Source organism: Gimesia chilikensis (assembly GCF_008329715.1).
GTDB classification, from domain to species: domain Bacteria; phylum Planctomycetota; class Planctomycetia; order Planctomycetales; family Planctomycetaceae; genus Gimesia; species Gimesia chilikensis.
The window spans coordinates 1-25,684 of sequence record NZ_VTSR01000012.1 but is presented as its reverse complement, the minus strand read 5'-3'; the positions used below and the strand labels follow the sequence as shown (position 1 = coordinate 25,684).

21 protein-coding genes are annotated in these 25,684 nt (G+C 54.8%); 12 read left to right on the top strand and 9 right to left on the bottom strand.

Annotated elements, in window-relative coordinates:
- The 5 genes from FYZ48_RS17000 to FYZ48_RS16980 all read left to right on the top strand — a co-directional run bounded on the left by FYZ48_RS17000 (position 1) and on the right by FYZ48_RS16980 (position 6,305).
- Complete coding sequence (locus tag FYZ48_RS17000) at positions 1–522, top strand: anti-sigma factor family protein (RefSeq protein ID WP_149342475.1); 522 nt, start codon at positions 1–3, stop codon at positions 520–522.
- On the top strand, positions 503–1,831 hold the full coding sequence (locus FYZ48_RS16995; RefSeq protein WP_149342473.1) for a hypothetical protein: 1,329 nt from the start codon (positions 503–505) through the stop codon (positions 1,829–1,831). The genes FYZ48_RS17000 and FYZ48_RS16995 overlap by 20 nt, the downstream gene beginning before the upstream one ends.
- Before the next feature lie 129 nt (positions 1,832–1,960).
- Positions 1,961–2,695 (top strand): hypothetical protein, encoded by a 735-nt coding sequence (locus FYZ48_RS16990; RefSeq protein WP_149342471.1) that lies wholly within the window; start codon positions 1,961–1,963, stop codon positions 2,693–2,695.
- A gap of 74 nt (positions 2,696–2,769) precedes the next feature.
- Complete coding sequence (locus FYZ48_RS16985) at positions 2,770–5,139, top strand: alpha/beta hydrolase family protein (RefSeq protein WP_149342469.1); 2,370 nt, start codon at positions 2,770–2,772, stop codon at positions 5,137–5,139.
- Between the two features lie 236 nt (positions 5,140–5,375).
- The gene (locus FYZ48_RS16980) at positions 5,376–6,305 is read left to right on the top strand and encodes a leucine-rich repeat domain-containing protein (RefSeq protein ID WP_149342467.1); all 930 of its coding nucleotides are present in this window, start codon (positions 5,376–5,378) and stop codon (positions 6,303–6,305) included.
- A 6-nt stretch (positions 6,306–6,311) separates the two neighbouring features.
- Here the strand turns inward: FYZ48_RS16980 and FYZ48_RS16975 are convergent, their stop codons facing one another.
- From FYZ48_RS16975 to FYZ48_RS16965, 3 genes are read right to left on the bottom strand one after another with little or no spacing between them, the layout of a single operon-like run.
- Positions 6,312–7,079 (bottom strand): NAD-dependent epimerase/dehydratase family protein, encoded by a 768-nt coding sequence (locus FYZ48_RS16975; RefSeq protein ID WP_149342465.1) that lies wholly within the window; start codon positions 7,077–7,079, stop codon positions 6,312–6,314.
- 37 nt (positions 7,080–7,116) lie between these two features.
- Positions 7,117–8,451 carry a dipeptidase gene (locus tag FYZ48_RS16970; RefSeq protein WP_187782079.1) on the bottom strand — a complete coding sequence of 445 codons (1,335 nt, stop codon included), beginning with the start codon at positions 8,449–8,451 and terminating at the stop codon, positions 7,117–7,119.
- Positions 8,452–8,509: 58 nt separating this feature from the next.
- On the bottom strand, positions 8,510–9,343 hold the full coding sequence (locus tag FYZ48_RS16965) for a Rieske 2Fe-2S domain-containing protein (protein ID WP_149342462.1): 834 nt from the start codon (positions 9,341–9,343) through the stop codon (positions 8,510–8,512).
- A gap of 121 nt (positions 9,344–9,464) precedes the next feature.
- Here FYZ48_RS16965 and FYZ48_RS16960 point away from each other — a divergent pair, with 121 nt between their 5' ends.
- The 4 genes from FYZ48_RS16960 to FYZ48_RS16945 all read left to right on the top strand — a co-directional run bounded on the left by FYZ48_RS16960 (position 9,465) and on the right by FYZ48_RS16945 (position 15,904).
- Positions 9,465–10,007, top strand: a complete 543-nt coding sequence (locus FYZ48_RS16960; protein WP_149342460.1) for a 5' nucleotidase, NT5C type — start codon at positions 9,465–9,467, stop codon at positions 10,005–10,007.
- Positions 10,008–10,326: 319 nt separating this feature from the next.
- Positions 10,327–12,783 (top strand): DUF1549 domain-containing protein, encoded by a 2,457-nt coding sequence (locus FYZ48_RS16955; RefSeq protein ID WP_149342458.1) that lies wholly within the window; start codon positions 10,327–10,329, stop codon positions 12,781–12,783.
- A gap of 55 nt (positions 12,784–12,838) precedes the next feature.
- Positions 12,839–14,176, top strand: a complete 1,338-nt coding sequence (locus FYZ48_RS16950) for a DUF1501 domain-containing protein (protein WP_187782078.1) — start codon at positions 12,839–12,841, stop codon at positions 14,174–14,176.
- A gap of 36 nt (positions 14,177–14,212) precedes the next feature.
- Complete coding sequence (locus FYZ48_RS16945) at positions 14,213–15,904, top strand: PPC domain-containing protein (protein ID WP_187782077.1); 1,692 nt, start codon at positions 14,213–14,215, stop codon at positions 15,902–15,904.
- A gap of 236 nt (positions 15,905–16,140) precedes the next feature.
- On the opposite strand, the gene FYZ48_RS16940 is transcribed toward FYZ48_RS16945, so the two are convergent.
- From FYZ48_RS16940 to FYZ48_RS16925, 4 genes are all read right to left on the bottom strand, one after another.
- Entirely contained in the window at positions 16,141–16,323 is a 183-nt protein-coding gene (locus FYZ48_RS16940; RefSeq protein ID WP_149342454.1) for a hypothetical protein, read from the bottom strand.
- Complete coding sequence (locus FYZ48_RS16935) at positions 16,320–17,444, bottom strand: DUF1573 domain-containing protein (RefSeq protein WP_187782076.1); 1,125 nt, start codon at positions 17,442–17,444, stop codon at positions 16,320–16,322. Before FYZ48_RS16935 ends, FYZ48_RS16940 begins: the two co-directional genes overlap by 4 nt.
- 419 nt (positions 17,445–17,863) lie before the next feature.
- Entirely contained in the window at positions 17,864–19,405 is a 1,542-nt protein-coding gene (locus tag FYZ48_RS16930; protein WP_198422236.1) for a hypothetical protein, read from the bottom strand.
- Between the two features lie 174 nt (positions 19,406–19,579).
- The gene (locus tag FYZ48_RS16925; protein ID WP_149342450.1) at positions 19,580–20,596 is read right to left on the bottom strand and encodes an alpha/beta hydrolase; all 1,017 of its coding nucleotides are present in this window, start codon (positions 20,594–20,596) and stop codon (positions 19,580–19,582) included.
- Between the two features lie 175 nt (positions 20,597–20,771).
- Here FYZ48_RS16925 and FYZ48_RS16920 point away from each other — a divergent pair, with 175 nt between their 5' ends.
- A complete protein-coding gene (locus tag FYZ48_RS16920; RefSeq protein WP_187782075.1) occupies positions 20,772–21,521 on the top strand; it encodes a metallopeptidase in 750 nt (249 codons plus the stop codon).
- Between the two features lie 241 nt (positions 21,522–21,762).
- Here FYZ48_RS16920 and FYZ48_RS16915 read toward each other — a convergent pair whose 3' ends face one another.
- Positions 21,763–22,128 (bottom strand): hypothetical protein, encoded by a 366-nt coding sequence (locus FYZ48_RS16915; protein WP_149342448.1) that lies wholly within the window; start codon positions 22,126–22,128, stop codon positions 21,763–21,765.
- Positions 22,129–22,454: 326 nt separating this feature from the next.
- Between FYZ48_RS16915 and FYZ48_RS16910 the strand changes: the two genes are divergently transcribed.
- Positions 22,455–22,988 (top strand): DUF4062 domain-containing protein, encoded by a 534-nt coding sequence (locus tag FYZ48_RS16910; protein WP_149342445.1) that lies wholly within the window; start codon positions 22,455–22,457, stop codon positions 22,986–22,988.
- Positions 22,978–23,463 carry a hypothetical protein gene (locus FYZ48_RS16905; RefSeq protein ID WP_149342443.1) on the top strand — a complete coding sequence of 162 codons (486 nt, stop codon included), beginning with the start codon at positions 22,978–22,980 and terminating at the stop codon, positions 23,461–23,463. Before FYZ48_RS16910 ends, FYZ48_RS16905 begins: the two co-directional genes overlap by 11 nt.
- A 574-nt stretch (positions 23,464–24,037) precedes the next feature.
- Here FYZ48_RS16905 and FYZ48_RS16900 read toward each other — a convergent pair.
- Entirely contained in the window at positions 24,038–25,348 is a 1,311-nt protein-coding gene (locus FYZ48_RS16900; protein ID WP_149342441.1) for an EDR1-related protein, read from the bottom strand.
- Positions 25,349–25,684 lie beyond the last annotated feature (336 nt).

The following is a 25,684-nucleotide window of genomic DNA, read 5'->3' as shown; positions in this document are numbered from 1 at the left end:
ATGAGCAAAGACATCACAGAACAGGAACTCGAGAAACTGGTGGCTTACCTCGATGGCGAGGTCAGCGAACAGGAAGCGATCGAAGTCGAGCAGGCGCTCTCGAACGACGAGTCCACGCGTGAACGCGTCGATGGGCTGGAGCGCGCCTGGGAAATGCTGGATCGTCTGCCGATCTCCAAGGCGTCTGAGGAATTCACCGACAAAACCCTCTCGAGCATCCGCACCGTTCAATTGGAAGCCCAGGCCGCTGATGATCAGCAGCCATCCGGATTCGGCATGACGAAAAAGACACGGGCGCAACTCCGCAAAGCCGCGATCTCAGCCGGCTGGATCGTGGGGCTGGCCTGTTCGATTTTCCTGGGATATCTGATTACCAATCAGTGGGTGCCGGATGAATCCGATCCGCTGATCAGGGAGCTCTCGTTTATTGAGAATCTGGACACTTACTCGGAAGTGCAGAGTCTGGAATTCCTGGAAGAACTCACAAAGTCGGGGACCTTCGATGAAACCGCGCAGCAGTAAACCGCAGTCAGGCAGCACCGTCACCGCCCGTTCCGGAGATGACTCGGGAGCAGGTCTGCTGACGATGCGCGCCGGCGGACTGGCGCTGGCCCTGCTCTGCGCAGGCATGCTGCTGCTGGGGGCGGCGGGGTCGGAAGAGTCGGAGCAGGACAATCGCAAAAAAATCGAGTCGATGTCTCCTGCAGAACGCGCGCAGCTCAAACGCAACTACGAGAAGTTCCAGAAGCTGTCTCCCGAGGAAAAAGCCCGCTACCGTAAAATTCATGAAGCCACTAAGCAGCGTCCCGAGCTCAACCGCGTGATGCGGTGTTACGAGGACTGGGTTCGCACGCTCTCTCCCTGGGAACAGGAAGACCTGCGGAAAGCGGAGACCCCGGAAGAGCGCATGGCCCTCATTCGTAAGTTCCGCGCGGAGCATCAGAACAGCTCGCGCTGGCAACGCTATCGCAATTATTTTGAAGTCATGCGGATCTTGAAAATCGACAGCCGAACTCCGGGTATGTGGTTTATGATTCGGACTCAGCCTGTTTCCCCTGAGCTGTATCAGCAGGTGGTCGGAGTGATCGAAAAGAGCCTGCCTGAGCCGGTGAAGTATCCGAAACCCAAATCAGAATTAACCGATTTTCAGAAGTCGCTGGCCGTGTTACGTGCAGCTGCACAGGTCAAGCAGCAGGACGGAAAAAAGGGTTCGGACTGGCCTCAGCCGGAAGTTGTTAACAGGGTCTTCGAGTTGATTGAAAAGGATGACTATCACTTCTTCCGCGAGGGAGGTTCTGATGAATTTCGCGGTGGGCCTGCTCGCTTACCGAATCTCAGGGACGACCAAAAGCGGGGACTGCTCATCCTTTTTCTGGCGAAAGGGCTGATGAATCAGTTAATCATGTCGACCCGGGACCAATTGGACCAGATGTCTGTTTCCGAAGGTCAACTGCAGACATTCTTTGAAGGGCTGGATCGTAAGGATAAAGAGGATCTGTTGAAACATCCACCGGAAGAACTGCAGGAACGGTTGAAATTCATGTATCTCAGAGACAACCTGCCCAAAGAGGTCCGTCGAGAGCTGACAGAGCGCGCCCGGGAAGCACAGCAGGTGGCCATCGACCTGGCGCGTGGTGGTGACAAAAGTGCTTTGGATGGCCCGTTCCGTCAACGAAATGGCGGAACGCGCGGCGGTCGCTTTCTGAATCCCAATGGCCGCCGACCGAATGGTCCCGGCGGGCGGGGAGAGCGCAATCGGGAGGATGAGCCCGAGGACCGGAAACCGGGAGCCGAGCGTCCACGTCCCCGCGATCGCCAGCCTGATGCTTGAAAAACGGCTGCTGATCCTGTCTGATAGATTCTAAAACTGAATCAGGATTTTCGAACTCATCCGGTACGTCTGGTGCATTTCTGGTGCTGACCTTCTGCCGGAGACTTTCACAGAGACAGGAGTATTTCCATGTTGCGTTCCCTCCTTATCACCAGTCTGGCTTGTGGGCTGCTGCCGATTTCCGGCGCGTGCCTGACCGCGGTCGAGGCCAAAGAGCCGGCTCCACTGAAGACATTTGAGAAAGATCAGATCCCGCAGAGCATGCAGGGGCTGCCTTTACTGTTTCACGAGAACTTCCAGTCGGGCAGTTCCGATCACTGGCTGCCTACAGACGACAAAGCCTGGAAGCTGATCAAGCAGGGGGACAACCATGTCTTCAGCCTGTTCAAGAAACGCAGCAAGTTCGAGCCGCCAGTCCGTTCGCCTTACAACCGAGCCCTGCTGAAGGGCATCAAGGTCAGCGATTTCGTCTTTGACGTCAAGCTGCAGTCGACCATTCCCGATTACGGACACCGGGACCTCTGCCTGTTCTTCGATTACCAGGACGATGCGCATTTCTATTACGTGCATCTCGGCAAGAAGACCGACGACCACGCCAACCAGATCTTCATTGTCAACGATAAACCCCGCACCAAGATCTCGACCAAGACGACACCGGGGACCGACTGGGACGACGAATGGCATCACGCCCGCATCGTTCGCGATACCAAAACGGGTTCGATCAAAGTCTATTTCGACAACATGAAAGAACCGGTGATGACAGCGACCGACAAGACCTTCCTGTCCGGACAGGTGGGCATCGGTTCGTTCGATGATACCGGCAACTTTGATGAAATCCTGCTGTTCGGCAACAAGGCGAAGTAGGCACTCATTCCAGGCAGCGACGGTTCTTGAAAGCGGGCCGACGCTGCCTTTCCTTTTTTCGATCAGGTGTCCCGATGCGATTCCCGTCCCCTCTGCTGGCTCTGTTATTGCTCGTTCCGTTTCCGTCCTTCGTGGCTGCGCAGACACTGGACCTGCCCGATCCCCTGCCGGGAACCGCGCCGTTGAAACTGAGCGTGCCCCTCGACGAGCACATGGTGGCGGGTATCGATGACTACGCACTGCGGGCACTGGCGGAGTCACCTCAGCTGCGTCCGCAAAAATGGAACTACGATTTTGCGAGTCACGCTGCGTTCATCGAAAGCATCAAAGACAATCGCGCGCGGTTTAAGAAAATTATCGGTGCCGTTGATCCGCGTGTGAGCGGGCCTGGTTTTGAACTGCTGAGTACGACCGAAAAATCATCAGTGCTCGCTGTCGATGGCGACTCAAAGTTTAAGATCCATGCCGTCCGCTGGCAGGTTCTGGACGGAATGACGGCGACGGGACTGTTGCTGCAGCCCACGGGAGAGATCAAAGCCCGCGTGGTCGCACTCCCCGATGCGGACTGGACGCCGGAGATGTTTGTCGGCCTGAAACCGGGCGTTCCGAAGTCGGCTCAGATTCCATTGGCACTGGCTGCGCGCGGCATTCAGGTGGTAATTCCGACTTTGATCAGTCGCGATGCACAGCATTCCGGTCACCCTGAGGTGTTTTTTACCAATCAGCCGCACCGCGAGTTTATTTATCGCATGGCGTTCGAAATGGGACGGCATGTGATCGGTTATGAAGTGCAGAAGGTGATGGCGGCCGTCGATCAGTTTGAGCGGCTCGACAAACAGGAAGGCCGCATCTTACCTGTCGGTGTGGTTGGAGTGGGTGAAGGTGGTCTGCTGGCGTTGTTCAGCGGGGCTGCCGACTATCGAATTCAAGCGACCTGGGTCGCCGGCTATTTTCAGCAGCGGGAACAGGTCTGGCAGGAGCCCATTTATCGTAACGTCTGGAGTCAGCTGACCGAATTCGGCGATGCGGAAATCGCGGCGATGATTGCGCCTCGGTCCTGCGTGATCGAGGCATGTGCGGTGCCGGTTGTGAAAGGACCTCCTGCTCCCCAAAAGGGGCAGCGGGCTTCTGCGGCTCCCGGCGTGATTGAGATTGCGAAACCGGAGTCTGTGAAAGCCGAATTTGAGCGGGCACTTCCCGTGTTCGAACAGCTGGGACTGCAACGGAACCTGTCGCTGGTCTTATCGGATGGGGGAACCGGACCAGCCGGGTCGGGGAAAGCGCTGGCTGATTTTCTGTTCGGCTTACGCATCCGACAGAACAGAAAGATGATTCCCCCCGTCGTATTGCAGCCGACAGCTGACGGGATTCAGGTCGATCCCGCTGCCCGGCAGGAGCAGCAGTTCAATGAAATGAATGCGTTCACACAGGAGTTACTTAATCGCTCAGCCCGTTATCGGGATGCAGAGTGGCAGCCGGGTAAATATACGTCGGTCGCGCTGTGGGAAAAGGATGCTGACCGACTGCGAAACAAGGTCTATGACGAACTGATCGGTCGCCTGCCGGCGTCTGAGCAGGCGGTTCCGCTGAATGTGAAAACCCGCAAGGTACTGGATGAGGACCAGTATGTGGGTTACGAGGTGATGCTGGATGTGCAGCCTGACATCGTGGCGGGCGGAATTCTGTTGATTCCCCGCGATCTCAAGCCGGGTGAACGACGGCCTGTAGTCGTCTGTCAGCACGGACTGGAGGGGACGCCCATGGATACCATCCAGGCGGAAGACCGGGCGTTTGCCGCGTACAAAAACTTCAGCGCGCAGTTAGTGAAGCGGGGGCTGATTGTCTATGCCCCGCAGAACCCGTATAAAGGCCGCGATCGGTTTCGGACACTGCAGCGGAAATCAAACCCGCTGCAGCGGTCGCTTTACAGCTACATCATTCCCCAGCACGAACGTACGCTGGAGTGGCTCAGTGGGTTGCCGTTTGTGGATGAGCAGCGGATCGGATTTTACGGCCTGTCTTACGGCGGCAAGACCGCAGTGCGGGTGCCTCCCTTTGTGAAACAGTACGTCTTCTCGATCTGTTCGGGAGACTTCAATGAATGGGTGCGTAAAAATGCCGACAGCGCGCATCGCTACAGCTATGTGTTTCACGGCGAGTATGAAATCTTCGAGTGGAATATGGGGCACGTCGCGAATTACGCTGAGCTATCATACCTGATGGTGCCCCGGCCCTTCATGGTGGAACGGGGACACAATGACGGAGTCGCCCCCGATGAATGGGTGGCCGCCGAATACGCAAAGGTCAGACGGTTCTATACGCAGATGGGCATTGGCGATCGCACGGAGATTGAATACTTCGATGGCCCGCATACCATCAATGGTCAGGGTACATTTGATTTCATTTTCCGTCACCTGAACTGGAAACCGACGCCTGTAAAGTGAGTTTGTCGCCTGTGACAGGGGGATTCCTCAGGAAAAAATCGTTCGTTCACATGCGAATTTGCGGAATTATGTGTATATTATACTTGGCACCAGATCCGGGTGAATGAAGCGATGTGTACGGACGAGGTGTGTTCGGGTGTATATTCGTTTCCCGATTTGAGCACAAAACTGAGTCGATCCTTAGCCGCTTCACGTTGATCAGAGTCAGACTTTTCAATTCCAAACAGGCCTAAATAATGAGCAAAGCTGCCACGGATTCAGAGGAAGATGTTCCACAGGAATCAACTCTGGAAACAGATATCAAAGCCCTGAAGGAAATCAGTGCGAACCTGAAGATGGACTACAACGGGAATATTTCCCAGGTCTCCTTCTCCGGTTCCAAGCTCGTCGACAACGGGCTGGTTTACCTCGGTCGGCTGAATAAGCTGCGAAAGCTGGATCTCTCGGGCTCCAAGGTGACCGATGATGGGATGTCGCATCTCAAGTCGCTCAAGAGTCTGCGGGAAATCTCTCTGCACGGCATTCCCGTTTCGGATACCGGGCTGGCGGAATTCAAAAAGCTGACCAACCTGGAAGTACTCAACCTGTCGCGGACCAAGGTCACCGATGCGGGTCTCAAGCACCTTAAGGGGCTGGACAATTTGAAGGAACTCTTCCTGACCGGCCTGGAAATCACCGGCGATGGGCTGACACATCTGTCCGATCTGAAGAGCCTGGAGACACTGGGACTTTCCGAAACCCAGATTACCGACGAGGGGCTGGCTCACATCAAAGGACTGAAAAAACTCCGCGTGCTGTTACTGCGGGACACGCAAATTTCCGATGAAGGTCTGAAGCAGATCAAGAGCCTCACCCGGCTGCAGCGACTGTGGCTGCGCAACACGCAGATCACCGATGAGGGAATGAAGTATCTGGCCAAGATGAAAGACATGGAATGGCTGGAGCTCAACGATACCGAAATCGGCAACGCGGGGATTGCAGAAATCAAAGTGCTGGAAAACATCATTGATATGAATCTGCGGAACACCAGCGTGACCGATAAATGCATTCCCTCGCTGAAGAAGCTGAAAGATCTGGGCACCCTCTACATCGATGGTACCGAGATCACCGAAGAGGGCATCGCCAAGCTCGAGAAGGCACTCCCATATTGTCGCGTTGAGCAGTAAACCTGCTCACGCGTAATTTGATTCTTCCGGAATCGGCTGGTCTTCGCTGCCCATCTGGTAGCCGAGCTCTTCCGGGATCAGCGTCGGTCGATAGCCGAGCAATTGTTCGGCTTTGCTGAGATCCCAGCGGCGCTGTTTGCTTTCACCGACAATGGTGATGACTTCACAGCCTGCGATAGAAGCGGTCACCGCTTTCTGATATGCCTGCAGGAGATCCGGAAACGGCACCCATTGTGGCCGCAGCGGATGTGTCTTCCAGAGCGGATGATCGAGGTCGATCGGCTTGGGAATCCGCAGACAGACGATGGACATGCCGTGCTGCTGTGCGTAGTGCGCACACATCACTTCACCCAGTTGCTTCGTCAGGGCGTACGAACCTACGGGCCGGGGCGCTGCATCCGAGGCGACCCACTCCGGTGCCTGATAGCCGAGTACCGTCATGATGGTGCTGGTAAAGATGAAGCGTTTGACACCCGCATCGCGGGCCGCTTCGAGCAGGTTGAAGGACCCTTTGAGATTCACGTCAAAGCGGCGGTTGTTCAATTCATCCCCTTCCATGGGGCCTTCGTCCGCCTGCTTGGCCAGATGCACGACGGCGTCGATGCCCTGCATGGCGGCCCGGGTCTGCGCAGGATCAGTGATGTCCAGCGGGATATAGCGGGCGTCGTCCGGATTCGGGTGGATGTCACCCAGGACCAGTTCGTCGTCCGTCTGCCAGTGCTGGCTGAAATAGCGTCCCACGTAGCCGGCAGCGCCGGTGATTAAAATGCGCATGGCGTGTTCTTTGTTTCAGAGAGGAGCGTCGTTCATTTCAGGAAAGTGATTCGCGACAGACCCGCAGCATGTTACCGCCGATGATCTTCTGAATGTCTTCATCGGAGTAGCCCCGCTGGACCAGTCCGACGGTAAACAGAGGCCAGTTGGTCCAGGAGACGCTGGTGCTCATTTCAGAAGTCGTGCGGAAGCTGTCGGGCGGCCACAGGCTCCGCCAGGGTGTCCGCGAACGGGGTGCCCGGGGAACCTTTTTGTTTTCCAGGGTACTGTTGCGGGATGTGTAAGCGACATCGGTGCCGATGGCGATGTGGTCGATACCGAATTTCTTCACCACGTAATCAATATGATCGATGAGCCGGCTGATATCGCCGCTGCCTCCCAGGTAACGGGGGATACAGCAGATGCCGATCAGACCGTTGGTTTCGACGATGGCTTTGATCACGTTGTCCGGTTTGCTGCGGATGTGGTGATGCAGGCTGGCACAGGTGGAGTGGCTGGCCACCATTGGTTTTTCGGAAACCTGGGCTGTCTCCAGGCTGGTCTGCCAGCCGGAGTGAGCCACGTCGGGGATGATGCCGAGCTGGTTCATTTCCCGCACGACTTCGCGACCGAAGTCACTGAGTCCCGCGTTGGCTGGTTCGGCACAGCCATCACCGAGCATGTTCCTGCGGTTGTAAGTCATGTGCATCATGCGGATGCCCAGCTGGAAGAAGATCCGCATGTATTTCATTTCGTCGGTCGTCGTTTCCCACTGCTGTGTGAGGGGAACGCCGTTGCCCGTGAGATAGAGACAGTGCCGTTCCTCTTTCTGAGCCTGTTCGATGTCATCGGGGGTGATCGCCTTGGGAACGAAATCGGCGAGCATGTCGGTCGTGTAGGTGAACCGTGCGAGACGCTTGATGAGTCGCATGGGGTCCTGCCCTTCCTCGCCGGCGTTCTGAAAGATACAGGTCACGCCGGCGGCATCGAAGGCTTCTTTGAATTCGCGCTGTTCGGCGGGATCGGTGACGCAGCGGGTCATTGACATGTCCTCGCGGAGGTCCTGCAGTTCTGCGGTCGAAGCGTGATCATTGATGGCTGCGGCGAGTTTGTCACCATCGATGGCGGCCCGGGGAGCGAAGCCGTAGGAATCGAAGACGAGCGAGTTCGCGTGCAGTTCGAGACCGTGTTCGAGTTCTTTCTGGGTCGGCTTGAGAATATCGAGGGCGACCTGACGGGCGTGCAGAATCTTTTCGTTGCGGATGGGCTGTTGTGTTTTACCGGTTTTAGCGGCGGTCTGTTCTGCGGCGGAGAGGGAGGCCGCTGCAGCGCTGAGGCCGGTGGCAGCCAGTGAAGAACCCAGGAACGAACGGCGGTTGATGGGATTACTCATGATGATGTCCGTGGTGTGAGGTTGGCAGGTTGGGGTGAGGTCTAAATGAGTGTGCTTCTTATTTCTGATCGCAGCCACAGCCGCCGCTGGAGCAGCCCGAAGCAGCAGGTGCTTCGTCTACGGGGTGAAAAACAATCCGCCAGGGATAGCGGGCATTCAGCTCCTGCGCCAGAATTTCCAGGGCCGGCAGGCGGCTGCCCAGATAATACAGGACGACTGTCTGCTGATCAAACAGTTGTTCGCAATCGATGATTTCCGCAGGCATGCCCCGTTCCTGAATTAACTGCTGACAGTCGCGGAAGACCTGGGTGTTGACGTCTCCCTGTCCCGGCAACTGTTCCTGATCGAGGGGAGTGAACTCGCGCAGGATCGTTCCCGCGGGGGTTTTGTTTTTGTCTGGAGCAGTGAAGGACGAAAGAATCTCGCCAACTTCCTCGCCGCGACTGGTCTGCAGGATGACGCGATCGCGGTGGTGATAGTTCGTTTCCGCGTCAGCGGCGAAGTGATCGACCCAGCCCATGACGCTGTAGCGGACCAGGAACAGGTTAAGTGCTTCTGCTTCAGTAAACGCGTCTCCATTGATCAGCAGCAGATCGGCTTCCTGTTTCAGTTCAAAGCGGGTAAGCGGAAACTCGGGGAAATCCAGACACTCGCCGCTGGCTACATCGAACGTCCAGTCATGCAGGGGGCAGTTGACTTCGGTGCCGCAGCCTTCGCCTTCAATCAGCGTGGCACCCTGATGCGGACAGGCATTGTCGATCGCGTAAAAGGTTCCCGGCTGTTCCGGTTCGGCGACATGAAAGACGGCGATCTCGGTGCCGTGGAGGGTATATAGTTTTCGGCTGCCGGGCTTGATCTCGGAAACATCGCCCAGCGGAATCCAGTTGGTCATCAGTATTTGATCCTGGTTAAAAAAGACTTCCTCAATGGTTGTCAGTTCCAGTTTATTATATGCTCGATGGGTAATCCTACTGTTTTATAATCAAAGTTACTGAGTGGAGCGAAAAAACAGCATGGCTGTACGACATATCTTACTGGACATGGATGGCGTGATCGCCGATTTCATGGGCGCGATCCTCGAACTGCACGGTCAACGCGAACTGGCAGACAAGTGGCCGGACGGGGAAGCCGACTACGCGGGTGTGCTGGGCATGACCAAAGACGAATTCTGGAAACCGGTTGATGGACTGGGGGGCCGCTTCTGGGCCGAGTTCCCGCCTTATCCCTGGCTGAATGAATTGCTGACACTGCTTAGAGAGACCGCGCCGTTTACTATCAGCACCTCACCCAGTCGCAGCGCTGCCTGTGCTTCAGCCAAGGTGGAATGGCTCAGAGAGCACTTCCAGGAACCGCTGTATATGGACTTCATGATCGGGACTCAGAAGTACCTGCTCGCGAAACCAGATGTCGTGTTGATTGATGACCAGCACAAAAACATCGATCAATTCCGGAAGCATGGCGGACAGGCGATTCTGTTTCCGCAGCCCTGGAATTCGAATTTTGCGATCACAGATCGGATCGGATACGTCAGATCGGAGCTGGAAAAGCTGGTTTAAGCAGTACAACAGCCATTTTTGCCGCCAGACAGGTATACATATGGTTCATTTTTTGGGATAAGGGGTAGTTTTTGCAGCTCAGGGAAGGTATCCTAAGCGGTGTTTCATAAATAAAGTTGTTAAATGAAAGTTGACGAATAGGAAATATAAGAGACAATATATATTAGTTGGCGCCCAAACTATCGATACCGCAGTGCTTGCCGGGTTGCTGAATAATTATCTGACGTCTTGAAGACGACCTGCCCGACTTTCCCCCGCAGCGCTACTACCGCCAAACCTCACAGCGTATCCTTCCTTTGATTTGGGATAGAAAGACGAGATGAAATCTCTACTCTATCATTTTCTCGGCTGCCTGATTCTGCTCTCCGCTCTTTCCGCGCAAGCAGCGCCCCCGGCAGAATCAAAGGTCAGCGTTTATCCGGATAAAGTTGAACTGAATGGACCCCGTTCCCGTCAGCAACTGATCGTGACCCGTCAGCAGGACAAGAGTTTTGTCGACCTGACCCGCGATGTGCAGTTTCAGTCTCAGCAACCCGCCGTTGTGCAGGTTGACGCCCAGGGCGTAATCAAGCCCCTGGCGAATGGAACCGCAACGGTCACCGTCATTGATGGTGCGCAGAAGATTAATGTTCCGGTACAGGTCAAAGACTTCGATCGGCAGGCCCTGCTCGATTTCGAGCGGGACATCCATCCCCTGTTTTCCCGCTTCGGCTGTAATGGCGGTTCCTGTCATGGGAAGCAGCGTGGTCAGGGGGGATTCCAGCTGTCGATGTTCGCCTTCGATCCCGAATACGATTACAACGCCCTGGTTAAGGAATCGCGAGGACGACGTGCTTCGCCGCTGGCACCCGAACAAAGTCTGGTGCTGCTGAAAGGCGCCGGTAAGGTTCCTCACGGCGGTGGTAAAAAACTGCCCGCCGACGGTCAGTATTATGCATTGCTCGAACGCTGGATTTCCGAAGGGGCAACCCGCGAAGTTAAAGAGACTCCCGAGCTCGTCAAGATTTCCGCAGAACCGACCGAACGGATCATGCTGCCGAAAACAAAGCAGCAGATGGTCGTCACCGCACATTACAGCGATGGCTCGACCCGGGACATCACTGACCTCGCCGAGTTCATGTCCAGCGAAAGCGTTTACGTTTCCGTAGACGAACACGGCCTGGTCACCGCCGGCTCTCTGATGGGTGAAGCCTCCATCATCGCCCGCTACATGGGTAAATTCGCATCGTTGAGCGTGACGATTCCTTCCGACCACAAAGTTGCCGACGAATACTATGCCAAGCTGCCCCGCAATAACTTTATTGACGGGCTGGTGTGGGACAAACTGCAGAAGTACGGTCTGAAACCGTCTGAACCCATTGATGACGCAACCTACCTGCGTCGGGTTTCACTGGACATCATTGGTCGTACGCCGACCGCAGAAGAAGCACGGGCCTTCCTGCAGGATCCCTCTCCCAACAAGCGGGAGCGACTGGTCGATTATCTGCTGGAGCAGCCCGAGTACGGCGATCACTGGGCCAACAAATGGGCCGATTTATTGCGTCCCAATCCGTATCATGTGGGTATCAAGACCGTCCTGAATTACGATGCCTGGATTCGCGAGTCGTTTCACCAGAACAAACCCCTCGATCAGTTCACACACGAATTGCTGACCGCCAAGGGTGGAACCTGGCACAACGGCGCGGTAACCATGTTCCGCGATCGTCGCAAACCCGAAGAGCTCACTACGATTGTCAGTCAGCTCTTCCTGGGAATTCGACTGAGCTGTGCCCAGTGTCATCACCACCCCAACGAAGTCTGGGGTCAGGAAGATTTCTACAGCTTTGCAGCTTACTTCGCTAAAATCGGCCGTAAAGGCCGCGGGATCTCGGCCCCGATTTCGGGATCCGAAGAGATGGTTTTCACTTCCAACTCCGGTAGCGTACGGCACCCGTTGACCAACGAAGTCCTGCCGCCACGCCCCCTGTTTGGCGAAGTGCCTGAGCTCAAAGAAAATCAGGATCCACGCGAAATTCTGGCAGACTGGATTATCTCGCCTCAGAATCATTTCTTTGCCGAAGTGAATGCCAACCGCGTCTGGGCCGATCTGATGGGCCGGGGGATTGTCGAGCCGATTGACGATTTCCGCGAAAGTAATCCTCCCTCGAACAAGCCGCTGATCAAAGCCCTGGGCAAGAAATTCCGGGAACAGAAATTTGATCTGAAACAATACATCAAGACAATCGTGTTGTCGCACGTTTACAGTCTGAGTGCGATTCCCAATGAAACCAACGTGGGTGACACCCGCAACTACTCGCGGCATTACCGTCAGCGTCTGCGGGCTGAAGTTCTGCTGGACAGCGTGAGTGAAATGATCGGCGTGCCCGATACATTTTCAGCGATGCCCAAGGATTCAACGGCCAAACAGATCTGGACGCATCGTGTGAGCTCGGTCTTCCTCGATTCATTTGGTCGCCCCGACCCGAACCAGGATCCGCCGTGCGAACGGACGACCGATACCACGGTCGTGCAGGTGCTGCACATGATGAACTCTCGCGATCTGTATTCCCGCATTCAGTCCAAGAATGCGAACAGTGCGAAGTGGGCCGAAAGTAAAATGACACCCGATCAGATTATGGAAGAACTGTATCTGACGGCTTATTCAAGATATCCAACTATCGAAGAAAAACGACTGGGGCGCTCCCTGTTTGAAGAGGAAGGCGCCAGCCGACAGCAGGTGATTGAAGACCTGATGTGGGCCCTGCTCAATACGCCGGAATACCTCTTCAAAAACTGACGTCCCCTGCTCCACCAGGAAACATTGTTTGACATCTATTCGAACAGGATCAGAAATGATGAACGTTTCAAAGAACTGCAATGGAATCACACGACGAAATTGCCTGCAGCTGGGTCTGGGTGCCATGACCGGCCTCGGGCTGACGGATCTGCTGCGTCTGCAGGCGCAGGCCAAAGGAACCGATGCTCCCCAGCGTAAAGCGACCGCCAAAAGCGTGATCCTGATCTGGATGGACGGCGGTCCTTCGCATTACGAAACGTTTGACCCCAAACCGGAAGCACCGGTTGAAATCCGGGGTGAGTTCAACCCGATTCCCACAAAGGTGCCTGGGGTCCAGTTTTCACAGCACATGAAGCGGCTGGCGTCGATCTTCGACAAATACTCGGTGATCCGCTCGATCCGTCACAACCAGGGAAATCACGGTGCCGGTAACCATTACATGATGACCGGTGCCCCACCACGAATTCCCGTAGGCTGTGGAGCCTTCGTGAGCTTCCATCCCAGTATGGGTTCGGTCGTCGCACACGAGAAGCCGACCACCAACAATCTGCCCGCTTACTTCACCATGCCCAGCATGTCGCGTTCAGGCGGACCTAACTTCCTGGGAGCCAAGTACGCTCCGTTCGTGATGTCGGACAACCCGAATTCGTCCAACTTCCGCGTACGCGACCTGGCACTGCCCAGCGGTCTGACCGATGCCCGCTACAAAACCCGCCGCGATCTGCGAGAGCAGGTCGACCAGCTGAAGCGGATTCGGGACGAAGTCGCCGGCGATCCGGTATTGAGCCTGGATGAATACTACGAACAGGGTTACAACCTGGTAGCTTCCACCGAAGCGCAGACCGCGTTTGAGATCGATCGCGAGCCTGCCGAACTGCGTGATAAATATGGTCGAACCTCGTTCGGTCAACGTGCCCTGCTGGCCCGTCGTCTGACGGAAGCCGGCGTGCCTTTCATTACGCTATATGAAGGAGGCTGGGACAATCACGGCAGTCTGTTCAAGACGTTCAATGGCCGGATGCCTTCCTTTGAAAACACGATCGCCACGCTGATCGAAGACCTCGATGAGCGGGGTCTGCTGGATACGACCATGGTACTGGCACTGGGTGAATTCGGCCGTACGCCGAAAATCAATCCGGGCGCCGGACGCGACCACTGGTCGAACGCGATGTCGGTTCTGATGGCCGGCGGTGGAACTCCTGGCGGACTGGCACTGGGTGCCACCGACAAGGCCGGTTACTCCGCAGTCGAACGTGTGCTCTCTCCGGAAAACTTTGTCTCCACCGTTTACACCAAAATGGGTATCGATCCCGACAAGGTGCTCTACACGCCGGAAGGTCGTCCGTCGCACCTCGTCAGCGATCCGACACCGATTCCGGAACTGTTCGCTTAATCCGAGCCCGCACTTCGACTGAGAATGAGTTTACCAATGTCCTGCCACGCCCCGATTCTGTCCGCCGTTCTCTCTTGTTCGTTGGTATTCAGTCTGGGGACGAGCGTCATCGCGGCTCCACCCAGCGTGAGCTACCTGACTCCCGCGGGAGGCCAGGTCGGACAGAAGGTCGAAGTCAGCGTCGACAAGACCCTGGGGACACATCCGGTTTCGGTCTGGACGTCGCAGCCGGGTCTCAAAATCGAGATCCCCGAGAAGCCGGCCAAGGGAAAAGAGAAACAGTTCACGGTCGAAATCACTGCTGAAGCGAAACCGGGTCTGTACTGGCTCCGCTTTCATAATGCCGAAGGGGCCTCTGAGATTCGACCGTTCCTGGTCGGGACGCTGCCCGAAGTGACAGGCGCGGAACCGAATGAGGACCTGGAGCACGCGCAAAAAATTGAACAGCCAGCGGTGACGGTTAACGGCGTCCTGGCCAAAGCCGGCGATGTCGACATCTACCAGGTCAAGCTGAAGCAGGGGCAGACGCTGGTCGCGTCACAGGTCGCCAACGAACAACTGGGTTCTCCCATGGATGGCGTCTTGCAGCTGCTGAATCATCGGGGAACGGTGCTGAAGCAGATGGACGATACCCTGTGGTTCGATCCGCGGATTGTCTATACCGCTCCCGAAGAGGGCACGTATTATGTCCGCACGTTCGCGTTTCCCGCTGATCCCAACAGTACGATCCGCTTTGCGGGGTCTGCCTCTTACATCTATCGACTGACGCTGACTACAGGACCGTTCGTCGATCACAGTCTGCCCCTGGCCTGGCATCCCTCAACGGCACAGCCGGTTACGTTGGATGGCTGGAATCTGTCTGACAAGCTCAAGACATTGATGCCCGCGGTTTCCGATTTGAGCCAGGACGCGCTGTTGAGTGCTCCGGAACTGGGAAACAACCTGACAATTCCCCTCAGTACAACTCCCGTGGTGCTGGAGACGAAAGAGACCCAGTCTGAGGAAGGTCAGCAACTGACGCTTCCTGTCACGGTGACGGGGAAAGTGGCCGCTGCGCAGGAGATTGACGTTTATCGCTTCACTGCGAAAAAGGGTGAGAAGCTCACCTTCAAAGTCGATTCTCACAAACTGGGCTACCCGCTTGATCCGTATGTAAAGCTGTTCGATGCGAAGGGCAAGCTGCTCAAAGAGATCGACGATCCCCGGCGGAATTTCTACGACGCTGCACTGGACTATACGATTCCCGCGGACGGCGAATACCGGCTGCGGGTAACCGACCGTTTCGAGCATGGCGGCTTCCGCTATGTTTATCTGCTTTCGATTTTGCCAACGGAAGCGGACTTCTCCCTGCAGGCTGCCAACGAACAGTACACGTTGACCGCAGGCGACAAACCGCTGGAGATCGACGTGACCATCGACCGCCAGAGTCCCCGTTTCAGCGACGACATCGAAGTCAGCATCGCGGGGCTGCCTGAAGGTGTGACCTGCAAACCGGTCGTCTCCCAGGTCAAGGACAAGGGGGGCAAGTCGGTCAAGCTGAAGCTGGAAGCGAAGAAAGACGTCACGTTTCAGGGGCCGCTGGTAATCCAGGGGACGAGCGTCAAAGACAAAGCGAAGCAGCACACTGCGACCGCGGTCATCACAGGGATCAGCCCCAAACGCAACACGGCCCGCCCGAAGCCCGATCTCGAATTGCCTTACCTGTGGCTGACGATTAAGAAGAAGTAAGGTTTGCAGAAAATCCCGCCCGAGACGAGTTGGCGTCAGCAGCGCAGGTGTGTTCTGAACTTGCATGATCTCACCGTCAGATTCCTGCTCGCTGCGCTCGGCCCGAATTGTATTCGGGCCCATCTATTCTTTTATAGTGAATTTGAACCGTAGGGGCGGCATCTGTGTGTCCGTCCGCCTGGTGGCGTTCAACCTCAGTAGGCAGGTCAGGGGAACAGGAAGAACCGTTCGTCAGGTCAAGCCAGATCACGCCGTTCCTGCGGGTAGCCACACAGGGCTACCCCTACCGCCAGCTTTTTCGTGACGTTCGTGGTCGTTTCCAGCTTCACTGTCGGGCAAGCCGACAGGGGCACCCGGCGCTCGGTTCGAATTACATTCGGCTCCACACAACTGCAGATGGCGGAACTGAGATCGGTCACTTCTTCTGTTGCACTTTTGCGTTCTCTTTTACAGTACCGTAGAGTGGCATTTTGATTTTTGTCTGCCCTGGTTGGTCGGTATAGAGCTCGATTTCCGTATCGAATTTTCCCGGGGTAGTAGCTTTGAACAGGATGGTAAAACTGCCTTGCTGGCCTGCAGGAATGCGCAGGGGGAGCCCTTCGGCGGACGCGCATCCACTGGGCGTACAGGGGACAGCTGCTCCGAGTAACTGGAGCGGCAGGCGGGACGTGTTTTGAATGGTGACCCTCTGCCGCGCTGTTTCGTTGGCCGGAATGTCTTTCAATTCACAGCGGGGTGCGATGATTTGCTTACCTGTTGTTGAAGTGGGTTTCGCGAGTGGGATGTCTGATAAACCGTAGTGCGACAGACGGAAGGCAGCATCGTCCACGGTGCCGAATGAAAAGTCGGTGAGTCGTACGGAAAAAGAAAAATCGAATTGTTTTTGATCTCCGTTCTTCTGTACGACCTTGTGTTCGCCTTGAATCAGCATCGGGACGCCATTTTTTAGTAGCGGCGTGAATGTGTTTCTGCCGGAATAAATAGTGAAAGTACCGTCTTTCGGAGCACTGCGATACTCGTATTTCAATACGGCCCAGTTCAAATCTGGTGAGAACAGCACGTGTCCTTCTTTAAACAGAGCGGCATCATCGTTCAAAATAAAGTCCAACGAGACCAGCTCAGACGAATTCTCAGCTTGAGGTGGAACCCGATTCATCCGGACGATACGGAAGCGGGACGCTTCGACCGGCAAGCGAAAGGGATCGAGGAATATCAGATTGCCTCCCGTCAGGAACATATCCAGTTCGTCAGTCGGCCGCCTGTCTTTTATCTGATTAGGCGCATGCACGATCATATTTAACAGAAACGGCTTGTCTGAATCTGTTCTACTGAGATAGAACGCGTAGTCGGGAGTCGTGCAAGATACGAGATCCCGCTCGGTCCCTCCGAAGAGAGTCTCAGTGGCGTATTTCTCGATGATGACAGTCGAATCTCCCTTTACCAGCAGGTGTGAAGAAAAGCGGTAATCTTTTGAGAGAGAGTCGTCTTTGTAGAAGTGATACTGTTTTCGGCATTCCACGCGGCATTGGACGTTCTGCAAGTTTTGCTTCAGTCTGACAACCGCGGCCTTGTATTGTGTCAGGAATTCACCTTTGGAGATCGATCGGGGGGCAGGTTGTTGCGGTTCATCTGCTACGGCTGTTCCCGTGAGAAGACCGATTCCGATTGCAAAAAGTATCCCCAACTGTTTCCCTGATGACATATTCCCGCGCTCCTCGAATCAAGAATGTTTCAGTCAGGAGTAAGGAAATCAGTTTGAGGATAGTTTGTTTATCTGAGTATCGAAAATTTTATAAAACACAGAAATGGTGGACGCGGATCTGATACCTTCTGACGTTTTTCAGGTGATTTCAGTAGCGCAAGCATGCTCTGATCACGTGAGGTCCCACCGTCAGTTTCCTGCTCGCTGCGCTCGGCCCGAATTGCATTCGGGCTCACCCTTTTGAGATTTAGTTGGTCTTACTTCAGCTGCTGAATCAGTTCGTGGGCTTTGGCTTCGAAGATGGCCTGCCATTCGGGGGCGAAGAGGCAGTCGCTGTCTTCCTGGGCGTTGCCGACGTTCTTCAGCTGATCCGCGGTGGGGGCGTAGTAGTTGTAGCCGTTGGTGTAGCCGGCGACGAATGTGTTTTCAAACGGTGACTTCTGCTTGATGTTGAGACCAATGTTGACCGTCAGTTCGGCGGGGAAGGTGATCATGCGGAAGTCGCCCAGCTTGAAGGCGACCACTTCCACGTCGATGGTTTTGCCTGCGGCCTGGTTGCGGGTCTGGTGCTTGGTGAGCAGTGCCAGATTCGCTTTGTTGCGGCTCATCTTTTCCATCTTGTAGATGTTGTTGATGTAGCGTTCCATGTTGGCGCGGTTCTCGGCGTCCAGCTTTTTCAGGCCGTCGCGTCCCAGCTTCTGTTCCAGCATGTAACGGTGCGAATAGTAGGACGGGCTCTCTTCATACAGCTTGTACTTCACAATCAGTGGCAGAAACGTCTTGAGGTTCAGGCTGGTTCCCTGCAGGGAGTTGAGCAGCTGCTCCTGTTCCTGCTTGAGTTCCGCGATCCGTTTTTCATTGTTGGAACGCGGGAGCGTCAGGGTTTCGTTGATGACTTTGAGGCCGCTGTTGTCGGTGCATTGGATTTTGCGGATCGCCTTCAGGGCACTCAATGCGAGCATGTTCCCCAGGACTTCGGCGTCGCGGGGATTGTCGACGTCTTTGTACTGCACCGGGTTGATGTCGCCGCCACATCCCTGCACGAACAGTGCGATGGTATCTTTACTGAGGTTGTCTTCGATGACCTGTGAAGCCAGCCCGCTCATGTCGGCGGTATTCCCCTTGTTGGGCACGCCCTGAATGGGGTGACAGGCGAAGTTATACACGACGGCCACGGTTTCGCCATCCAGTGTGTCGAGCTTGAGAATGCCGATCTCCGGATCGATGGGGCCGATGCCGGCCACTTCTTCATCCGGGGGGAGCGAATACGCGTGACGCACGTCGGCTTCTTTACCGTTCTTCAGGAACAGCCGCCGGTTTTCCATAACGCGGTCTTCGTGACCGGTGCCAACCCCGACTTTGACGGGGACCAGTTTCTTCGCGGCTTCTTTAATCGCCTGGACCGTTCGCTGTTCGACATCGTTACAGACGATGCCGTGACAGTGGCTGGCATTGATCATGATGTTCTGCGGCTTGATCTGCAGTTCTTTTTCGATCTGCCCTCTGACATTGTCGAGGTACTCGTTGGTGATCGAACCGATTTCGCCGATGGCGACCGCATCCACTGTGACGATGGCGGCGGTGTTGTCTCCCTCTTTGATGACCAGAGCCTTCACATACAGCGGATCATTTACCAGGGGCACATCGCGGTTCGTGATATCCACCTTGGCGGCTCCTGCCATCAACTCGGCGGCAGATACCATCCCGGGGAAACAGGCCATAACCAGCAGCAGCAAGTACGCGATCAGCAGGCGGCGCGAGAAGTGATGACAGTGGGAAGCATTCCGGAGCTGGTTCATAAGAGGCCTCAGGGTTTCAAGTTGCAAGGTCACAGATTTGCAGGGGCACGTAAGTTAATATTCTTTAAATACTCAAGAGCTTCAGTTTAACCGGTGTAGTGGCCCGCTTTCATCCGTTGTTTGCAAAAAAAACAGAGAAATCTCAACTCGGGTTGTGGAAGCTTTAAGACCAACTCAGTGATTGGTTACTGCCGGAAACAGTTCGCGGGTGAAGTCGTCGTAGGCGTCTCTGAGTTTGAGGCGTGCTTCATACATCAGCCCGTTATGGCTGCCCCGCTCGATGGTGACCAGCTGCTTGGGAATTCCGGTCTCCGAGGAAGCCGGTGCGGCGTCGAACAGTTTTTTACCGAGCTTGTAAGGGACGATTTCGTCTTCGGTGCCGTGAATGACCAGCAGCGGGCAGACGATGTTGGGGATGACCGCCTGGCTGGGGTACTGATCCCAGAGCAGCCAGGAGACAGGCACCCAGGGATAGTGGTGCGAAGCGGCATCGACCATCGAGCTGAAGGTGGAACGCAGAATCAGCCCGGCCGGCGGCGTATGCTGTTCGCAGAGTTCGCTGGCGAGTAAGGTGGCGACGCCGCCTCCCAGCGATTCTCCCATGAGGATGATCCGCCCCGGGTCAACCTTGCGTTCGCGGACCGCGTATTTCCAGAAGGCGCGGGCATCATTGAGCAGACCGGTTTGAGAGGGGCTGCCCGGGTTTTCGGCGTAGCCTCGATAGTCAAAGGCGAAGACGTGCAGGTTCAGGCTGGCCAGCAGACGGCAGGTTTCCACGCGATGCAGACGGTTGCCTCCATTGCCATGCAGCAGGATCACCACGGGTCGGCCTTTGGCCAGTTCCGCATCGCACTCCCCCTGATCGGTACAGGCGACCTGTCCCGCGAGGTAGTGCCAGCCTTTGAGGTCCAGGCCATCGTCGGTCGTGGTGGTGATTTCATGGATAATGCCGTACGGGGCAGCGGTCTGATCTGTCGAAAGTTCGGGGACGCGTGTCGGTTGATAAATGAGCCGCCGCTGTGCGAGCATGAGTACCAGCATCGCGATGACATAAAACGCGAGCACCCGTGAGACATAATAAACGAGCATCTGTTTTCCGTTTTGCGGTTTATCCAGCAGGCCGCCGGGCAGCGACTGCCGCCAGGAGCGCGGAGGTTTCGGGGTCGATTCGGTCTGGGTTTCAAGATTCATGACGGGACAACTCAAAGACGTTTCAGGAAGTGGACGCGTCTGACCTCATTTTAGGCGTTCGTCTGTGAGATGCCAGTGGGAAAACCGGAAATCGGTTTTTGCGTTTCGTTCCTGCTGTGGAGCCATTAAAATCGAAACCTCTGTGATTCCTGCATTTAGAAAAAAGGGCCCTCTGATGCGGCATTGTCAAACTTTCTCGCGGACGGTTGCTGGCTGGCTGACATTGATTGTGGTGACTGTCGGATGGAACCTGGTATGTTCGCCATTACCGGCGGACTCCCCTGCTCCGTCGTTTGATCCGGTGCAACGGGAAGTGGAAGGCTGGCAGGTGGACGTCGATCCCGCGCTGTTTTCCGAGCCGCATGCGCAGGTGGGAGTGCAGGCGCTCGCGGCGCTGGGGAACCATCTGCAGCGGGTGAAGTTCATCGTGCCTGCGGAACGGGTGAAACAGTTACAGCAGGTGCGGATCTGGCTGGAACTCAAGCACCCGCAACTGGATCGCATGCAGTACCATCCCAACCGGGCCTGGCTCGTGGCGAACGGACATGATCCGCGGTTGGCGAAGCACGTGCATATTCCGGTGGCCACACAGTTGTTCGCCCGGAACATGTGGGCCCAGCATCCGTATGTGGTCCTGCATGAGCTGGCGCACGCCTACCACGATCAGGTATTGAGCTTCGATCAGCCCGAGGTAATTGCCGTTTATGATGCTGCGAAGGAAGGCGGTCTGTATGAAAAGGTGCTGTCACACACCGGGCAGACGGTGCAGCACTACGGGATGAACAACCACAAGGAGTATTTCGCCGAATCAACCGAGGCGTATTTCGGCGTGAACGATTTTTATCCGTTCGTCCGCGCGGAACTGAAGACGCATGACCCGCGGATGTTTGCGCTGCTGGAAAAGATCTGGGGACCGGTGCCGTGAATGGGTGGGGATCTTTTAAACACATTCAAGCGATCAGGGGGTGGGCCCGAATAAAATTCGGGCCGAGCACAGCGAGCAGGAAACTGACTGTGTGATCGCTGGATGTGGAATGAAACGGTGACACAGGAATCGACAGAGGTCGGTGATCGCTTTCCGGATTGTGTGCGTGCTCTGACAGTTTCCTGTTGTCTGTGACAACCCCGATTCGGCACCGACACTTGCTCTACTTGCATTTGAATCATTAATTGTCAGGGTAGCCATGTATTTTAATATATTTCTGTTTTGCCTCAGTATACCCGTGGTAAGGGTCTGCACCTTTCCAGCCATCATTTATTAGCATTTGTTCAAAAGAAATCATATCGGGAAGATCGGCAAAGCCATTGCCAATAAGCTCAATTAGAACGCCACCACCACACATCCAATTCACGTCTTTGACTTCGGCCATTTCTAAAATCTCAAAGCCCAAAATAAAATCACCCGGTCTGGGGACACCTGAAAGCAAAATGTTTTTATACATTCCTGTCATTAAAAGACGGCCGTCTTCATCTTCATTGCAGCTTAACGTTATTTTTAATCCGACTTCAATCAGTTTACTTTTCCAGAACATTTGTCTGCTTTCAAAATTTAAAGATACTTAGGCACCGACAGCCGCTCATGCTTGTGACTTCCCCCAACCGACTTGCTTAATGTTGTCCGTCAGATCATGACCACCGCCCAAGATGATCACGGCAGCGCCATTAGTTTTCAGGAGGTTGCATGCAACCACGTCCTCTCGTGCGTGCGCTGCTTTCAGCTTGTGCAGAGACTCGGAGCATAAATAGAAAAACTAGCTCTAAAAGTCGGTTGATCAGTTCTCCGGTTTATTCTTGAGATCTATTGAAAGTACGTATAGTATGTAGCTTCAGAGATAATCAATACAAGGACCAATATCAAATGGCAAATCCGAGAGTCTTCATCAGCTCAACTTGTTATGACCTTTCAGAGATACGAGACAGCTTACTCGAATTCGTCAAGTCTTACGGATTCGATCCGGTATTGAGTGAACGTGGAGATGTTTATTTCAGTCCAGATTCACATACTCATGAAAGTTGTATACACGAGGTACGGAATTGTGATCTTTTTATTTTGATTATCGGTGGTAGATTTGGGGGGGAATATATATCGGATAAATCCAAATCCATAACAAATGCTGAGTTTTTAGAAGCTAAGGAACAAAAGATTCCGATCTTCACATATGTAAAACGCAACGTATACTCAGACCATCATTTTTACTCCAAAAACAAGAATAATGACCTCATTCTTGAGATGAATTTTCCTTCCATAGAAGATAGTTCAGATGCTCTAAGAATCTTCAAATTTATAGATGATGTAAGAAAGGAATCCGTAAATAATGCAATTACTCCATTTGATTTTGCCCGTGAAATTATAAGTCTGCAAAAAAAAACAATGGGCAGGAATGTTTTTTGATTTTCTTCAACAAAGGAAGATTGGTAACCAACTTAAAATCTCAACAAACTTACTCACTAACATTTCAGATGCAAGCGATAAAGTAGAAGAGTTAGTGAAGAAACTGTATCGACATCTTGATGAGGCTGGGGCTGACAAAGTGTTCAAAGAAGTTGAAGAACATGCAGCCGCTAGAAAATTCTTTGAAGCATGTTCCAGAATGCCTACCCCTCATTTTGACAAGTCAGTAAGCTTAGATGGATTTGATAATTGGTATGATTACGTCGCAAATGCAACTGGGGGCACTGTTGACAAGCATCAATCATACACAGCTATCGAGTGGGACAATGTGGGATTTATGGTCAAATGGCATGATATGAATTCTGATGCGGGTAAGGAAACAAAAGCCCGATCTGAAGAACTCCAAGGACGATTTGAGGTCGCTAAGGCCTTAGATCGGGCTGTTATAAAAACAATTCTCGATGATTTATTTTAGTTCCCTCAGTCCCAATGAAACTTGAGCAGCTCGCCTCTCTAGGCTGCCTCGATTCTGCGGGCTGCAATTTTGCAATACTGCTCTGACGTTTCAAACCCGACAACCCTCGCCCCTCTAGCACGGAAGCAACTAGGGGGGATTACCTGTCATATGATGCTTGTCAGCCTGTTTGATGCCGATCGAGTAGCACCCGGGGAACGATCCACGGTCTTTCAGTTTCGGCACTTTTGCTTTCATGTGCCAAGGCATGTATTCAGATTAATAGAAGTCGGTGATCGCTTTCCGGATTGTGCGTGTGCTCTGACAGTTTCCCGTTGTCTGTGACAACCCCGAATTGCATTCGGGGCCACTCGATCTTTTTTATTTCGAACGGTTTATAGCAACGTCGTTTCAACCGGGGCTGGTGTCCTACTGCTGATTTGGCTTGCCGGCGGTCAACGTGAATGAAAACAGGGACGACTGTTTTGTGCAGGATTGCTTTCTCTAAGACCTCTTGCTCGCTGTGCTCGGCTCGAATTGCATTCGAGCCCACCCGGTGGAGCGGGGAGAGATTTGGGGGGGCACCTCTGAGGTGTTATTCTGATTCGGTGGGGGGAGTCTCTGTCTCGGGTTCTTTGGTGCCGTACCAGGGTTTGTTGTCGATGGTCAGGTAGCGGGCGGTGATCGGGGAGCCGGTGGGGGTCAGTGGCTCGACGCGGCGGTGCATCACATCGACAATCAGACGCCGGCCGTCTTTGAGGTGCAGTTCGTTCCAGGCATGGCCGGCGTGGCGGGTGGCGTCTCCGTAGTTGCCGCGCACGAGGGCGACGTCGAGGCCCGCTTCATCGGCGAGGATCTTGAAGAGCAGCGCCCGATGTCGACAGACGCCGGCACCGCAGAGCTGGGTCACTTCGCCGATCAGGACGCCCTGGTTGGCGTACTCGTCTGTCAGCAGGACGACCGCTGCCATGGTGGCGCGGTTCTGCTGATCCAGTGACATGCTCTGGTCAATGTACTGGGCGAGTTTCAGTGCCCGTTTCTCCGGCGGCAGCGACATGACTTCCTGGGAGCGGGCATATTCCAGATGTTTCTGCAGAGAGGGATCCCGCTGACGGTCGACGATGATCAGTTCCCGACGGGAGCGGGTCTGTCCCCGGGGATCGACCTGCATGCCTCGACCGCCGTCAATGTAGCCGTCCAGAATCTTGAGCTGGGGAGAGATGTAATGTTGCGTGTGGTAATCGCGGGCCGCCTGTTGCTGTTCGGTTTTGAGAATAGGCCGCAGTTCGGCGGCGCTCTGATAGCCGCGGAGCATCAGGTCCAGATACAGATCGGTGCTGCGGGGGTTCGCCTGGTGCAGTTCCACTGCGAGCAGATTGGTACCGGCCTTGAGGTTGTCTGCCGGAATTGTGAAACGTTGATAGAGTCGCTCCAGCACGCCTCCCAGGGCATTGACGGCGGTGGTCTGTGGAGTGACCTGTCCGGCGGGCAGATTGTTGCGGGCGATCTCGGTGCCATTGAGGTAGACGACGACGCCGTCATCGCTGCGGATCAACAGGACCAGCTGGCGGAGGCCGGAGTCGGCGGGAACCGTAAAGGTGTGCCGGAAGTAGGCGGTGATCTGTCGGTTTTGTGGATCGGTGCCTGCGCCTGCGGGTGTATTGATTCCCGGTTCGCCAAAGCCGAGCGGTGCGGGGCCGGACGACCAGGGCTGGTCATCGAAGGTCGACAACATCCAGTCGGCCCGGGGCGGAGTGGCGGCGTCGTAATATTTCCAGACGCTGGCCTTACCGGAAGGGATCAGCGTGACTTCCGCCTGCACGGGCAGCGACTGCAGGCAGAGGTTGACCAGGAACAGCAGGCCGGTAAAGGGAAGGCGGATGTGTGGTGTGGTTAAAAATTTCAAGCAGCTTTACTCCGGGTGGTCGATGATTACTTTCAGGGTTCTGGGGCGGAGTGACATGGTCTGAGTGAATGTTTATCGGGCCGCGGAGCCGCGGTCAAGGTGATTCATGTGTAATTCATATTGGGGAGCATTTATGGAGTGGCAGGCGTGTGAGGAACCGGCGTTACACTCGGCCCGAATTGCATTTGGGCTCATCGCTGGCTTTTTTCCTGAGCGGCCTGGCGCCAGCCACCAGTAATATATCCAGTGTCGCTAAAAATTACCGGCGGCTAGTAACTCCGCTCTTAAGTTCGTTCCCACCAGAGCGGTTTTTTATGCTGTTTTCCTGATTTCTGT

Coding starts and splice junctions, on each gene's coding strand:
- FYZ48_RS17000 (WP_149342475.1), top strand. CDS start 1: ATGAGCAAAGACATCACAGAACAGGAACTCGAGAAACTGGTGGCTTAC.
- FYZ48_RS16995 (WP_149342473.1), top strand. CDS start 503: ATGAAACCGCGCAGCAGTAAACCGCAGTCAGGCAGCACCGTCACCGCC.
- FYZ48_RS16990 (WP_149342471.1), top strand. CDS start 1,961: ATGTTGCGTTCCCTCCTTATCACCAGTCTGGCTTGTGGGCTGCTGCCG.
- FYZ48_RS16985 (WP_149342469.1), top strand. CDS start 2,770: ATGCGATTCCCGTCCCCTCTGCTGGCTCTGTTATTGCTCGTTCCGTTT.
- FYZ48_RS16980 (WP_149342467.1), top strand. CDS start 5,376: ATGAGCAAAGCTGCCACGGATTCAGAGGAAGATGTTCCACAGGAATCA.
- FYZ48_RS16975 (WP_149342465.1), bottom strand. CDS start 7,079: ATGCGCATTTTAATCACCGGCGCTGCCGGCTACGTGGGACGCTATTTC.
- FYZ48_RS16970 (WP_187782079.1), bottom strand. CDS start 8,451: ATGAGTAATCCCATCAACCGCCGTTCGTTCCTGGGTTCTTCACTGGCT.
- FYZ48_RS16965 (WP_149342462.1), bottom strand. CDS start 9,343: ATGACCAACTGGATTCCGCTGGGCGATGTTTCCGAGATCAAGCCCGGC.
- FYZ48_RS16960 (WP_149342460.1), top strand. CDS start 9,465: ATGGCTGTACGACATATCTTACTGGACATGGATGGCGTGATCGCCGAT.
- FYZ48_RS16955 (WP_149342458.1), top strand. CDS start 10,327: ATGAAATCTCTACTCTATCATTTTCTCGGCTGCCTGATTCTGCTCTCC.
- FYZ48_RS16950 (WP_187782078.1), top strand. CDS start 12,839: ATGATGAACGTTTCAAAGAACTGCAATGGAATCACACGACGAAATTGC.
- FYZ48_RS16945 (WP_187782077.1), top strand. CDS start 14,213: ATGTCCTGCCACGCCCCGATTCTGTCCGCCGTTCTCTCTTGTTCGTTG.
- FYZ48_RS16930 (WP_198422236.1), bottom strand. CDS start 19,405: ATGAACCAGCTCCGGAATGCTTCCCACTGTCATCACTTCTCGCGCCGC.
- FYZ48_RS16925 (WP_149342450.1), bottom strand. CDS start 20,596: ATGAATCTTGAAACCCAGACCGAATCGACCCCGAAACCTCCGCGCTCC.
- FYZ48_RS16920 (WP_187782075.1), top strand. CDS start 20,772: ATGCGGCATTGTCAAACTTTCTCGCGGACGGTTGCTGGCTGGCTGACA.
- FYZ48_RS16915 (WP_149342448.1), bottom strand. CDS start 22,128: ATGTTCTGGAAAAGTAAACTGATTGAAGTCGGATTAAAAATAACGTTA.
- FYZ48_RS16910 (WP_149342445.1), top strand. CDS start 22,455: ATGGCAAATCCGAGAGTCTTCATCAGCTCAACTTGTTATGACCTTTCA.
- FYZ48_RS16905 (WP_149342443.1), top strand. CDS start 22,978: ATGTTTTTTGATTTTCTTCAACAAAGGAAGATTGGTAACCAACTTAAA.